This is a genomic window from Nocardia terrae (assembly GCF_009760405.1).
Taxonomy (GTDB): Bacteria; Actinomycetota; Actinomycetes; order Mycobacteriales; family Mycobacteriaceae; genus Nocardia; species Nocardia terrae.
Genome location: NZ_WRPP01000002.1, coordinates 591,522 through 604,459 on the forward strand (window position 1 = coordinate 591,522; position 12,938 = coordinate 604,459).

11 protein-coding genes and 1 pseudogene are annotated in these 12,938 nt (G+C 67.9%); 3 read left to right on the forward strand and 9 right to left on the reverse strand.

All coding sequences use genetic code 11. From position 1 onward, the window contains the following. Positions 1-23: 23 nt before the first annotated feature. On the reverse strand, positions 24-689 hold the full coding sequence (locus tag GPX89_RS12645) for an MspA family porin (protein ID WP_157387650.1): 666 nt from the start codon (positions 687-689) through the stop codon (positions 24-26). 63 nt (positions 690-752) lie between these two features. Further along, positions 753-1,421: an MspA family porin gene (locus tag GPX89_RS12650; protein ID WP_157387651.1), complete on the reverse strand. Its 669-nt coding sequence runs from the start codon at positions 1,419-1,421 to the stop codon at positions 753-755. 244 nt (positions 1,422-1,665) lie between these two features. Between GPX89_RS12650 and GPX89_RS12655 the strand changes: the two genes are divergently transcribed. Beyond that, positions 1,666-2,427, forward strand: a complete 762-nt coding sequence (locus tag GPX89_RS12655; protein ID WP_157387652.1) for a DUF998 domain-containing protein — start codon at positions 1,666-1,668, stop codon at positions 2,425-2,427. 189 nt (positions 2,428-2,616) lie between these two features. On the opposite strand, the pseudogene GPX89_RS46225 reads toward GPX89_RS12655, so the two are convergent. The 7 genes and pseudogenes from GPX89_RS46225 to GPX89_RS12690 form a co-directional block, all read right to left on the reverse strand. After that, a pseudogene (locus GPX89_RS46225) lies at positions 2,617-2,922 on the reverse strand (DUF2076 family protein); the annotation flags it as partial. Between the two features lie 50 nt (positions 2,923-2,972). After that, positions 2,973-4,352 (reverse strand): GH1 family beta-glucosidase, encoded by a 1,380-nt coding sequence (locus tag GPX89_RS12665; protein ID WP_157387653.1) that lies wholly within the window; start codon positions 4,350-4,352, stop codon positions 2,973-2,975. A 28-nt stretch (positions 4,353-4,380) separates the two neighbouring features. Further along, positions 4,381-5,370, reverse strand: coding sequence for a LacI family DNA-binding transcriptional regulator (locus GPX89_RS12670; protein ID WP_328601770.1), 990 nt, complete (start codon positions 5,368-5,370; stop codon positions 4,381-4,383). 72 nt (positions 5,371-5,442) lie between these two features. Next, complete coding sequence (gene yicI / locus GPX89_RS12675; RefSeq protein WP_157387654.1) at positions 5,443-7,734, reverse strand: alpha-xylosidase; 2,292 nt, start codon at positions 7,732-7,734, stop codon at positions 5,443-5,445. Then, the gene (locus GPX89_RS12680; protein WP_157387655.1) at positions 7,735-8,616 is read right to left on the reverse strand and encodes a carbohydrate ABC transporter permease; all 882 of its coding nucleotides are present in this window, start codon (positions 8,614-8,616) and stop codon (positions 7,735-7,737) included. Then, a complete protein-coding gene (locus tag GPX89_RS12685) occupies positions 8,613-9,509 on the reverse strand; it encodes a carbohydrate ABC transporter permease (RefSeq protein ID WP_157387656.1) in 897 nt (298 codons plus the stop codon). Before GPX89_RS12685 ends, GPX89_RS12680 begins: the two co-directional genes overlap by 4 nt. A gap of 48 nt (positions 9,510-9,557) precedes the next feature. Beyond that, a complete protein-coding gene (locus tag GPX89_RS12690; protein WP_157387657.1) occupies positions 9,558-10,832 on the reverse strand; it encodes an extracellular solute-binding protein in 1,275 nt (424 codons plus the stop codon). Positions 10,833-11,220: 388 nt separating this feature from the next. Here GPX89_RS12690 and GPX89_RS12695 point away from each other — a divergent pair, with 388 nt between their 5' ends. Beyond that, the gene (locus GPX89_RS12695; protein WP_235947093.1) at positions 11,221-11,682 is read left to right on the forward strand and encodes a cupin domain-containing protein; all 462 of its coding nucleotides are present in this window, start codon (positions 11,221-11,223) and stop codon (positions 11,680-11,682) included. Between the two features lie 71 nt (positions 11,683-11,753). After that, positions 11,754-12,779 (forward strand): methyltransferase, encoded by a 1,026-nt coding sequence (locus GPX89_RS12700; protein ID WP_157387658.1) that lies wholly within the window; start codon positions 11,754-11,756, stop codon positions 12,777-12,779. Positions 12,780-12,938 lie beyond the last annotated feature (159 nt).

Genomic DNA, 12,938 nt, shown 5'->3' on the forward strand with positions numbered 1-12,938 from the left:
GGTCGGTCACCGCCGGATTCGTCTCAGCCGATGCTGAACGGCTGACCCCACAGGGTCACCACGGAATTGACGGTGGCGGTCGAGACCTTCACCCGGACGAAGGCGCGGGCCTGGGCGTACCCGGCGCAGCCGCTGACCCCGAGGGTGGAGTCGGCCCAGGTGACGCTGCCGTGCGTACCGCTGAACTTGTTGCGGGTGTTGTGCGAATCCTTGCCGAAGTCGTCGGCTTCCTCGAGATCGAGCAGATACATGGCCCTGGCCTGCCCCGGGCCGAGGGACAGGGTGCCCCCGGCCCGGCCCCCGACATTGGGCTTCTTGCCCTCCCAGTCGCTCGAGGCGTCGACGCCGCCGTTCACGCCGCCGCCGTTGAGGGTGACCTGGCAGCCGACGACGTATCCGGGATAGATCTTGCCGCCGTTGGCATTCGGGCCCGACAGCTCGACCTGCGCCGAGGCCGAGACCCAGGCGTTGCGGTGCACCGGGGTGGCGCCCATGGACGGGCTGATGGTGGCGGACTCGCCCGCCAGGCGGACGGTGACCACGGTGCCGTCGGAGAGGGTCTGGGTGATGTCGCCGCCGGGCAGCGGCACGAAGGTGTCGGCGTGGGCGGGGGCCGCGGAGCACAGCCCCAGCGTCGCGGTCGCCGCGAGGCCGGTGGCCAGGCCCGCGACAGTGCTGCGTTTGATCATCGGAACTTCCCTGGGTTTGCGAACGATATTGCGCGAGTGGGTGATCGGAGAACGACCGGCGGTTCAGCCGATGCTGAACGGCTGCCCGTAGAGGGTGGTCTTGGAGTAGTCGTTGCCGACGATCTCGACCACGGCGTACGAGCGTGCCTGCGCATAACCCGCGCAGCCCTGGACCTGCAGCTCGGCATCGCGGTACTGGATCGAGTACGCGCCCGGTTTCGAGATGTCCTTACCCTCGATGCCGACGAAGCCCACCTGCCCGGGCCCGAGTTTGATGCCGAGGGAGCCGCCGACCCCCGCGCTGTTGAGGCTGACATTGCCCGAGACACCGGCGGAGATCGCGTCCTCGCCGATGCTGACCTGGCAGCCGACGATATAGCCGGCGCTGATGCGCGAAACGCCGTGCGTGGAGGAGTTGTTGGAGCCGGGGGCGTTGCGGGGACCGTTGTTCGGTCCGGGCGTGCCCGCCGGGGTCGCCGTGACCTCCGCGGTCACGGTCGCCGACAACCAGGCCACCCGCCCGGCGCCGTTCGCCGCGAGCGACGGCGAGACCACCGCGTGCTCACCGCTACGGGTGAGCTTCACACCGGGGCCGAGCCGTTCCCCGTCCGGCAGCGACACGAACGCGTCGGCCTGCGCCGCACCGGCGGACGACAGACCCATTGCCACGGCGGCCGCGGCAGTGAGCCCGGCAGCTCGCAGACCGCGGTTGCCCGCACGAAAACTATTCATTTCTACCCTCATCGAGATGCTGAGACGGTGCGACGACTGCGCACCGGGGACGAATCACCGCCCGTCAAAGGTGTTGTCGGAGCTGTGATTCGCTGCGAGCGTAGGTCCGCTCTCAGCGGAACGGATATCCGCCGAGCGGCCGGAACAATCCGTCTTTCGGCGGATTTCACCGCGGCTGGAAGGTAGGGATGGACCGGCCGGACGCCGGATACCCGAGAGGGGATCCCCTGGCGACGCTGAACGGATGACGAGAACCGGATGGCCGGCGGCCTGCGCTCTGGCACTGGGTGGAATCGGCTACTCGTCCTGGGTGCTCGAGGGGGTTCTGAATACCGGTGTGGACCCGGTGAATTCGTTCCTGAGCGAGCTCTACGCCGAGGGTAAGCCGCATCGCGACCTCTTCGCGACGACGGAGCAGATCACCGGCCTGCTGGTGGTCGTCGCCGCGGTCTGCGGACTCGCGGGCAGGCCGCGGCGTTCGCGCACCACGATCGGCTGGGTGGCGCTGCTGTGTTTCGGCGCCGCCACCATCGCCGATGCGCTGGTTCCGCTGGGCGGCTGTCGCGGTGCGCGATCGTGCACGGCGAGCAGGGGACTGTTTCCGCAGTTGTATCAGCCCCACGCCCTGACGAGCACGCTCGCGGTGACCTCGATCGCGCTCGCCGTCCTCGTCTTCACCGCGTCGGCGTGGCGGAATCGACGCTGGCCCTTGGTGCGGACAGCGGGCCTGGTCGTCCTGTCCGCGGGCGTCGCGGCGACGCTGTGGATGCTGGTGGGCGACAACCTGCCCGGGCATCACGCCCTCGGCATCGCCCAGCGCGCCCAGGTGGGTTCGATCTCCCTGTGGCTGCTCCTCTTCGCCGCCGCGCTGGCCCGGGAGAACCGAACCGTCACCAGGACTCGGCGTCGTCGAAGCCGTCGAACCCCGACGGCTCGTGTGCCTCGGCCGCCGCGTGCGAACCTGCGGAGGCGGAGTGGGATTCGTCCCCGCCGAAGGCAGAGCTGAGTCCCTGGAACAGCAGTGCGCCGCCCGCGACACCGACCGCGGCGGAGGCCGCGGTGGCGAGGAACCCGCCCCCGCCGAGCCCGCGGCCACCGGATTGGGGCGTGGCGGCCCCGAATCCGGCGGGTGCTCCGGGCTGAGCCGGAGCGGGTTGTGCGGGCTTTCCGAACAGGTTGGCCAGGAAGCCGCCCGAGGGACGTTCGCCCGGTCCTGCTGGGCGAGCCGACCGTTCATCTCGCTGATCTGAGCCTGGGCTTGTTGCAGCGCCTGCTCCTGGAGGATCACGGCCTGCGTCAGCACATAGAGGGCGTCGGGCTGTGATCCGATGGGTCGCTGGATGGCCTCGGCGGCCTGCGGGTCCTTGGCCACCGGCGGTGCGGTACGAATCCGCTCGGCGAGAGCGCCGATGAGGCGCTGTTCGGTGTGGTCCATACGGTCTCCGATCCGTGAGAAGCGATGCTGGAGACCAACGTATGAAGACCCGGTCGCGGCGACCATCCGCCGGCAGTCCGGAACCGGTCCGCCGAGTGGCTGTTTCGAGCTGGGTGTCAGATCGCCGGGGCGCTACGGGCGCGGCGGATGTGGTCGCGGTACCAGTGGTAGCTGGCGCGCGGGGTGCGGCGTTGCGTGACGTAGTCCACGTGGACCAGACCGAATCGCGGGCCGTAACCGTGGGCCCATTCGAAGTTGTCCAGCAAGGACCAGCAGAAGTATCCGCGCAGGTCGACCCCGGCGCGGACGGCGGCCTCGATGTGGCTGTGCAGGAACGTGATTCGGTCCTGGTCGTCGAACTCCCCGGCCGGACCGAGGGTGTCGGGATACACGCATCCGTTCTCTGTCACGTACACCGGCGGCAGGTTCGGGTACTCGTGCCGGAGCGTCAGAAGGGCTCCGGTCAGCCCGTGGGGCTCGACCGGCCAGCCCATGCCGGTGCGCGGAATATCGTGCGGTGGTGTGGTTTCCACCCCGATGTCGGCGATCGTCCGCCGCCGGGGATCGTGCTCGGCGTGTGGGGCGGCGGCGACGTGCAGGCGGTAGTAGTAATTGACGCCCAGGAAATGCAGTGGCTGCGCGATCACCGACAGGTCGCCGTCGTGGCGGAAGGAGAAGTCCGAGACGCCGTGGAAGATTCGCTCCAGCTCCGCCGGATAGCGCTGCGCGAACAGCGGATCGGTGAATTGGGTGCGCAGCACGGTGTCCTGGCGGCGGGCGGCGGCTCGATCGGCGTCGGCCGGGGTAGCCGGGACCACCGGCGATTGGTTCAGGACGATGCCGAATCGGTGTGTCGGACGGGCGGATTCGCGCATCGTCCGCACCGCCAGCCCGTGTCCGAGCAGCAGGTGGTGTGCGGCCGCCAGCGCGCCGTGGCCCTCCCGCGCGCCGGGCGCGTGCCGCCCCTGCCCGTATCCGGCGATCGCGCACGGGTACGGCTCGTTCAACGTGGTCCAGAAGTCCACCGCGGCACCGAGTTCGGCGTGTACCAGGGCGGCGTACTCGGCGAAGCGGTGTGCGGTGTCGCGCACCCGCCAGCCGCCGCGGTCCTCGAGCGGCTGGGGCAGATCCCAGTGATAGAGGGTCAGGAACGGTTCGATTCCGTGGGCGCGGAGCCGGTCGATCAGCCGCCGGTAGAAGTCGAGCCCACGCTGGTTCGCCCGGCCGCGGCCCTCGGGCTGGATGCGCGGCCAGGCCACCGAGAACCGGTAGGCGTCCACGCCGAGCCCGGCCAGCAGATCGACGTCTTCCGCCCAGCGGTGATAGTGGTCGGCCGCCGGTTCACCGGTGTCGCCTCCGGCGATGGTGCCGGGTCTCGATGCGAAGGTGTCCCAGATCGACGGTCCGCGACCGTCGGCACGGGTGGCGCCTTCGATCTGGAATGCGGAAGTGGCTACGCCCCAACGGAAATCAGGTCGGATGGCGTCGCTGAGCATGATTCTCCTGTGCGGGTGGGAAGGCCGCTCACCCCGGTGCGCGCGCGGTGCTCGCGCGGACGGTCAGCACGGGTGGGAGCAGCGTGCGCTCCGGCACCGATCGGCCGGCGAGCAGCTCGATCAGCAGGTCCACGGCGCGCTCGCCGACCTCGGCGGCGGGGATGGCCACATTGGTGACCGGGACGATGGGGTGTTCGGCGACGTCGTGCGGGCAGAGGGCGACCACCGACAGGTCTTCGGGGATGCGGCGGCCGCGGGCCGCGAACGCCGCCATCAACGGCTCCAGGATCGGCTCGTTGTGCACCACCAGACCGGTGGGGGCGCCATCCTCGGCCAGGAGCCGATCGACGAGCCGCTGGGCGGCCTCGACGGTCGGGGCGCACGGTATGACCTGCGCCGTCATGCCGTGCTCGCGGGCCGCGGCCTGGAAACCGTCGGAAACCCTTTGCGCGAAGGCGGTTTCGCGGGCGTAGACCTCCGGCGGCGAGCCGACCATGGCGATGCGCCGGTGCCCGAGTCCGGCCAGATGGTCGGCACAGACCGCCCCGGCGGCGCGGAAGTCCAGGTCGATGCAGGTCAGTCCGGCCGGGTCGGCGGGCACACCGATGAGCACGCTGGGCAGGTCGATCGAGCGCAGGATCGGCAGGCGCGCATCGTGCAGTTGCACGTCCATGACGATGAGACCGTCGACGATCGCCCCGTCGACCACGCGGCGCAACCCCTGCTCGCCCTCCTCCTGGGTGAGCAGCAGCAGGTCGTAGTCGTGGCGGCGCGCCGCGGTCGCGGCGGCGACGGCGAACTGCATGACCACGGGCACACCGACATTGGCGTGCAACGGGATCATCAGCGCCAGGATGTTGGTCCGGTTGCTGGCCAGCGCCCGCGCTCCGGCGTGCGGACGGTAACCCAGTTCCCGGATCGCCTGCTCCACGCGTTCGCGGGTGCTCGGGGAGATCACACGCTTGCCGCTCAGGACATAGGACACCGTGCTGGGCGCGACCCCGGCTCGACGGGCCACGTCGGCGATTTTGACCACACGGCTCCCCGTTCTCGGCGCTGACGTCGCAGTTTATCTCGCGCGCGGCCGCGCTCACCGCAACCCCCGCACGATCACCGTGGGACCCGTCGCGGAGAGCAGCAGTCCCAGCGGATCGCGTTGTACTGTGCCACCGGATATCTCGTCCGCGCCGCCGCAACCGACCAGGAGCACTCGCCACTCACCGCGTGGTCCGTTCACCCGTACCTCGTCGCCCACGCGAACGGTGCGGAATTCCACCGCGTCCGACCCCGCCGGGATAGAGGTGACGACCTCGGCGTCGTCGCGGAGCCGGTAGCAGCGCAGTGTCACGCCCTCGGCGTGGTCGTAGTCGGGCCGATCGGTCACCGCGCCCACGGGTACGACCGCGCCGGGCCGCACCAGCAACGGCAGGCTGTGCACGTCGTGGGACTCGTGGATCCATCGGCCGCCGACCACCGGTTCACCGGTCAGGTATCGGGTCCAGATGCCTTGCGGCAGATAGTAGGAGACCGTGCCGTCGGCGCTGAACACGGGCGCGACCAGTAGGTCCGGGCCGAGCATGTACTGGCGGTCGAGGTGGGCGCAGGCCGGATCGTGCGGGAATTCCAGCATCATGGCCCGCATCATCGGCCACCCGAGCGTGTGCGCCTGTTCGGCGACCGCGGCCAGGTAGGGCATCAGGGCCAGTTTGAGTCCGGTGAACGAGCGCAGCACCTCCACCGATTCCTCGTCGAAAGCCCAGGGCACGCGGACGGATTCGCTGCCGTGCAGGCGGCTGTGGCTCGACAGCAGGCCGAAGGCGATCCAGCGTTTGAACAGTTCCGGATCCGGGGTGCCCTCGAAGCCGCCGATATCGTGGCTCCAGTACCCGAAACCCGACAGGCCCAGGGAGAGTCCGCCGCGCAGGCTCTCGGCCATGGCGGGAAAGCTCGATTCGCAGTCGCCGCCCCAGTGCACGGGGAACTGCTGGCCACCGGCGGTGGCGCTGCGCGCGAACACCACCGCCTGCCCCTCGCCGCGGCGTTTGCGCAACAGCTCGAAGACCGTCCGGTTGTAGAGCTGGGCGTAGTAGTTGTGCATTCGATGCGGGTCGGAGCCGTCGTGGTAGACGACATCGGTGGGAATCCGCTCACCGAAATCGGTCTTGAAGCAGTCCACGCCCATGTCCAGCAGCGCCGACAGCTTGTCCGTATACCATTGTCGCGCAGCCGGATTGGTGAAGTCGACCACTGCGAGCCCCGGCTGCCACAGATCCCACTGCCACACCGATCCGTCGGCGCGCCGCAGCAGATATCCGTGCGCGCGGCCCTCCTCGAACAGCGGGGATCGCTGCCCGACGTAGGGGTTGATCCACAGGCAGATCCGCAGCCCCCGTGCCGCGAGGCGGCGCAGCATGGCGGTCGGATCCGGGAAAACCCGGCTGTCCCAGGTGAAGTCGCACCAGTTGTATTCGCGCATCCAGAAGCAGTCGAAGTGGAACACGCTCAGCGGCAGTTCGTGCTCGGTCATCCCGTCGAGGAAGGCGGTGACGGTCTCCTCGTCGTAGGGGGTGGTGAACGAGGTCGACAGCCACAGTCCGAAGGACCAGGCGGGCAGCCGCGCCGGTCGTCCGGTGAGGGCGGTGTACTTGCTCAGGATCTGCTTGGGCGTGGGCCCGTAGACGATCAGATACTCCAATTCCTCTCCGGGGACGCTGAATTGGAGGCGCGAGACCGCCTCCGAGGCGACCTCGAACGAGACGTGCCCGGGATGGTTGACGAAGACGCCGTATCCGGCGTCGGTCAGCGCGAACGGAACGTTCTTGTACGCCTGCTCACTGGCGGTGCCGCCGTCGGCGTTCCAGATGTCGACGCTCTGGCCGTTCTTCACCAGCGGCCCGAATCGCTCACCCAGCCCGTACACCTGGGTCCCCACGCCCAGGTCGAGTTGTTCGCGCAAGTGCCGTCCCTCGGGAGTATCGAGCATCGCCATGGCCTTGGTGCCGCTGGCGGTCAGGACCCGGCCCTCGGCCTCGAAGACCATTCGCCAGTCGTCGCGGTCGAAGCGCACGGTCAGCGCACCGGAGGTCAGCGCGGGCGCGTCGGCGTCGATCCGCGCCTCGCCCGCGGCGTCCAGTTCGAACCGCGGGCCGCGATCGGTGCCACCGCGGAAATGCGTGATGCGCACACTGATCACATCGTCGAGCGGTGCGGAACAGGTGAGCGTCAGCAGCGGACCCTTCAGCAGATCGCCGCGTTTGCGAATCGGCGTCACCGGCGCGTAGACGGTCAATTCGCCGTCCGCGCAGTCGATGTCGTACACCTCGGCGGGATAGTCGGCGTGCACGCCCGGCCGCATCAGCCAGTAGCCGTCGGTGAATTTCATCTACTTCAGTGCTCCTACGGTGAGGCCCCGGGACAGGGTGCGCTGGAAGATCAGGAAGAACGCGACGGCGGGCAGCAGGCCCAGCAGCGCCGAGGCACTGGTCATGGTGGCGTCCATGGTCTTCTCGCCCTGCACCACCGCCAGCGCCACCGGTACCGTCTGATTGGCGCTCGACACCAGCATGACCATGGGGATGAACAGTTCGTTCCAGGTCCAGATGAAGAAGAACACGAACAACACCAGCAGTGTCGGGCGGCTGATCGGCACCACCACCCGCCACAGCGTCGCCCAGCGCCCCGCGCCGTCGATCTCGGCGGCCTCCACCAGCTCTCGGGGGAAGCTGGACAGCACCGAGGTGAAAAGGTATGTGCCGAAGGCGCTTTGGATGACGCCGAAGGCGATGATCACCGCCCACGGACTGTCGTAGAGGTTCAGTGCCTTGGCCGCGTAGTACAGCGGATAGATCAGGCCCTCCTGCGGCACGGTGTTGGCGATCAGGAATGCCGCGACGATCCAGGCGCGGCCCCGCACGCGCCCGATCCCCAGCGCGTACGCGTTCAGGATCGAGAGCACCACCGCGGCCACCGCGACGGTCGCGCTGATCAGCAGACTGTTCAGCAGGACATGCCCGAAATCCACGCGGTCCCAGAAGGTGCTGAGACCGCCGGTGTACAGGCTGTGCGGCAGTCCGAGCGGGCCGTCGGTGGCGTATTCCTCCGGCGTCTTGAACGCGTTGATCACCACGATGCCGAACGGCAGCAGCATCATCACCGCGAGCGCCGCGAGCACCGCCAGCAGCAGCCAGCGCGAGAGGTCGCGACGCCGACGCGGGGCCGATGCCGTCGCGGCGGTGTTCCGCGGCTTCGTATCGACCACGGTCATGCCTGCTCACCTCGCTGCTGCACCCGCATGAAGCCGACCGTCAGCGCCAGGATCAGCAGCACCAGCACGGTCGAGATCGCCGAGCCGTACCCGACATCGAGCTTCTCGAAGTACTCCACGTAGGAGTAGTAGGACGGCACATTGGTCGCCCCGCCCGGACCGCCGCGGGTCAGCACATAGATCGGCGCGAACACCTTCAGCGAGGCGATGCTGCAGGTCAGCAGGACCACGGCGATCTCGGGTCGCAGCTGCGGCACGGTGATGTGCCAGAGCTTGCGCAGCCAGCTCGCACCGTCGAGGTCCGCCGCCTCGTAGAGCGCCGGGTCCACCCGCTGCAGGCCCGACATGAATATCACCAGCGGATAGCCCAATTGGAACCACACCAGTACCCCCATCACCGACCACAGTGCCCAGTTCGGGTCGCCGAGCCAGTCTCGGCCCAGCCCGCCCAGTCCGATCGCGGTCAGCGCGGAGTCCAATGCGCCGCCGGTGGTCCCCGACATCAGGATCCAGCTCCAGACGATGCCGACGACGGCCATGGGCAGGACCTGCGGCAGGTAGATGCACGCGCGCAGGATGCTCGCGGTGCGCGGCCCGAAGCGGCGGCTGATGACCTCGCCGATTCCGAACGCCAGCACCAGACCGAGGGCGGTCGGGACGAGCGCCATCGCGACCAGCAGGCCGACATTGTGTTCGAAGGCAGACCAGAAATCGGTGTCGCCCAGCAGTTTCGAGTAGTTGTCCAGCCCGGTCCAACGCACCGGCGAGACACCGTCCCAATCGGTGAACGAGATCGCGATGTTCGCCACGAAGGGCACACCGATCACCACCGCCGACAGCAGCGCGCCCGGTAGCAGGAACGGGAGATACGCCCGCGTTCGGACTTGTGTCATGGGGTACAACGCCTTTCGGGAAGACGGCCCGATCGGGGCCGCGCGTGATCAGCGCTTCGGGATGCCGGAGTCGTAGGCCTTCTGCAGATCCGACTGCACCTGGTCAGCCGACGCGCTGCCGCTGAGCAGCTTCTGCACCTGCGTGGAGAGCACGTCGTAGAAACCCGCGGCGGGCCAGTCCGGGTAGTAGGCGAGGCCGTCCGCGGCGCTCAGACCGGTGAACGTGCTGATCAGCTGCTGTGACTTCGGATCGGTGATCGCGGCCGGATCGGCCGCGATCGGCACGCCGCCGTTGTTGCCCAGCAGGTTCTGGACCTGCTTGCGCATGGTGAAATCGATGAATTCGGTGGCCAGTTCGCTGTGCTTGGACTTCTTCGGCACCACCCACAGGTTTCCGCCCGAGCCGGGAATCAGCTTGCTGCCCGGGAACAGGAACGTCCCCCAGTCGAAGGTGATCTCCTTCTGGAACCGCCCGAACCACCAGCTGCCGGACAGGATCATCGGGAACTTCTTCTGTTCGAACGCGTTTCCGGCGTCCTCGGCCTTCAGCCCCGCGGAATCCTTGGCGATGTAGCCCTTCTTCACCCAGTCCGTGAAGGTGTTGACGGCGTAACTCCAGATCGGGTCGTGGAAATCGACCTTGCCGGTGTAGCGCTGGTAGGCGTCCACCCAGGCGCGGTCGGCCTTGGTCAGGGCCAGCTGGTAGAGGTACTCGTGCCCGACGTACTCCGACCCGGCGTTCGCGAACGGTGTGATGCCCTTGGCCACGAACGCGTCCATCGCCCGGACCAATTCGTCGAAGGTGGTCGGCACGGGGATGTTGTTCTGCGCGAACAGGTCTTTGTTGTAGTAGACCATGGCGAATTCGCCGTAGTCCGAGATGCCGTACCAGTTGCCCGAACCCATGACACCGGCCGTGTCGTAGCGTCCGGTCACGGCCAGTGGCCCGGTCAGCGACTTGTCCCACCCGTACTTCTGCACGGCGGGGGTCAGGTCCGTGAGCAACCCCTTGTGCGCCAGCAGCCCGGCGCTGGCATTGCTCTTGTTGTACTCCATCACATCCGGGGCGTCGGCGGAGTTGAGGATCATCGGCGCGGTCTTCTGGACCTGTTCGAAACTCTTGGACTCGAAGCGGACCGTGATCTCCGGATGCGCGGCCTGGAAGTCCTTGATCGCCTGGTCCCACGCCAAACCCATTGCGCTGTTGGCCGCTTCGTAGTGCCAGATCCGCAGCACCTTGTCGTTGGACGATGATCCGCTGCACGCGGTGAGGGCCAGCACGCCGGCGAGGAGTACGGCCAGCGCGGCCAGGGCCTTGTTCATGAGTGAACCCTTCGCAGAGTTGCGAGAATGTGTCTATCGAAGCGCTTCGACACAAGCTAGCATCGGAGTGACTCGGACCACAATGACGAAACTTCCACCGGCTCAACGGCGGTCGAGTCCGGCTGATCGGCGGGGTGGAAACCGCGACCTGCCGGACGGCCGCTCCTCGATCCCGTTCGCCACCCTGGCCGGGTTCTCGCTGATGCTGATCGCCGGACGCCGACGGCCCGAGACCGGTCGGGCGGCTCGGCAGGCCAAGGCGCGGATCGTAACCTCCGCCGCTCGATGTTGAGTAACTCGCAGCGTCAGTTGACGGATGCCGCAGGCGTTCTCGCCGATCGAGACTCGATTCAGGCGATCGCGCCGTGCTGAGCATCAGGAGGAGTTCATGAAATCAAGTCGGGCCGTACGGAACTCGCCTCGATATGGGAGGCATGTCGCGATTACCGGACTGGCGGCCCTCGGTGTGACGGTCGCGATGGCGAATCCGGCCGCCGCCTCACCCGCCGATGGCGTCACCGGCACGATTCTCGGTCAGACCAGCATCGGCGGCACCGACTACATTCTCCGCGAAATCACCATCGCGCCGGGCGGATCCACGGGCTGGCATTTCCACGACGGCTTCGTCTACGGCGTGGTACGCAGCGGTGTCCTTTCGCACTACAAAGCCGACTGCGCCCTCGACGGCGTCTACCACGCGGGCGAGTCGCTGGTCGAAAACGCCAGCCCCGATTACGTTCACATCGGTCGGAACTCGGGATCCGAGCCCCTGGTGCTGGACGTGCTCTACACCCTGCCGTCCCACAGTCCGCTGTCGGAGGACGCACCTGCCCCCGAATGCGCGCAATAAGAACAGTCGCTGCGCCGGGGCGAAACCAACTGACGCCGGGCCTTGCCCGGCTCGATACGGAGTGATCAGTCATGCCCGAAACCACGACCGTTCCAGAGCTGCCGCCCACCGCGGTGATGATGCAGATCCTGGCCGGTTTCCAGACGTCCCAAGCAGCTTATGTGGTGGCGAAGCTGGGGATTGCCACCATTCTCGACCAGGAAGGCCCGAAGCCGGTCGCCGAGCTCGCGCGGCGTACGGGAGCGCAGCCCGAGGCGCTGCGCCGCCTGATCCGGACGCTCGCGCCGCTCGGGTTGTTCGCCACCGATGACGATCGTGTCGGCATCACGCCGTTGGGCGCGACGTTGTCGGAGACGCACACGCGGTCGCTCTACGACATGGCGTGCATGTGGATGGAGACCCACTACCTTCCGTTCAGTGAGCTGCTGGACGGCGTGCGCAGCGGAAAGCCCGCGGCCGAGAAATACTACGGTCAGCCGATTTTGACCTGGCTGGCCGCCGATCCGGAGCGGGCGGCGCAATTCACCAGGGCGATGGCCGAAGTGACGTCGAGCCTGCGCACCGGCATGTTCGACGACTATCGCCTCCCGGCGGGCAGAACCGTGGCCGATATCGGCGGCGGTGACGGCAGCGTGCTCGTCGAATTGCTGACACGCAGCGAATCCGACCGGCAGGGCATCGTTTTCGATCAGCCCAACGTCACGCCCGAAGCCGAGAAGGCCATCGCGGCCGCGGGCCTGGCCGAGCGTGTCGAGGTCGTCGCCGGCGACTTCTTCGCCGAGGTGCCGACCGCCGACATCTACGTCCTCGGCTACATCCTGCACGACTGGGACGACGCGTCGAGCCGCCGCATCCTGGCCTCCATCGCCGCCGCGGCGTCGCCGGGAGCACGGCTTCTCGTCATCGAGGGCATGGTGCCCGCCGGCGACACGCCGCACCTGACCAAGGCGATCGATCTGACGATGCTGGGGATGGTCACCGGAAAGGAACGCGGCGAGCAGGAATACCGCGAACTGCTCGACGGCGCGGGCTTCACGGTCGACCGGATCGTGGCCACGCCGAGCCCCTTCTCGATTCTCGAAGCCACGCTGCGCTGAGACAATCTGAAAGGCATTGCGCACCACGCGGATGGCGGGTGCCGTTCCTGCTCAGCGCGGTGCCGACGCTGGTGACGCTACTGGTGTGCGCAACCCTGCCGGAGGCGCCGGAGTTCGAAACCCGAAGGGACGAAGACGATCTGGCCCGCCGCCCGTGGC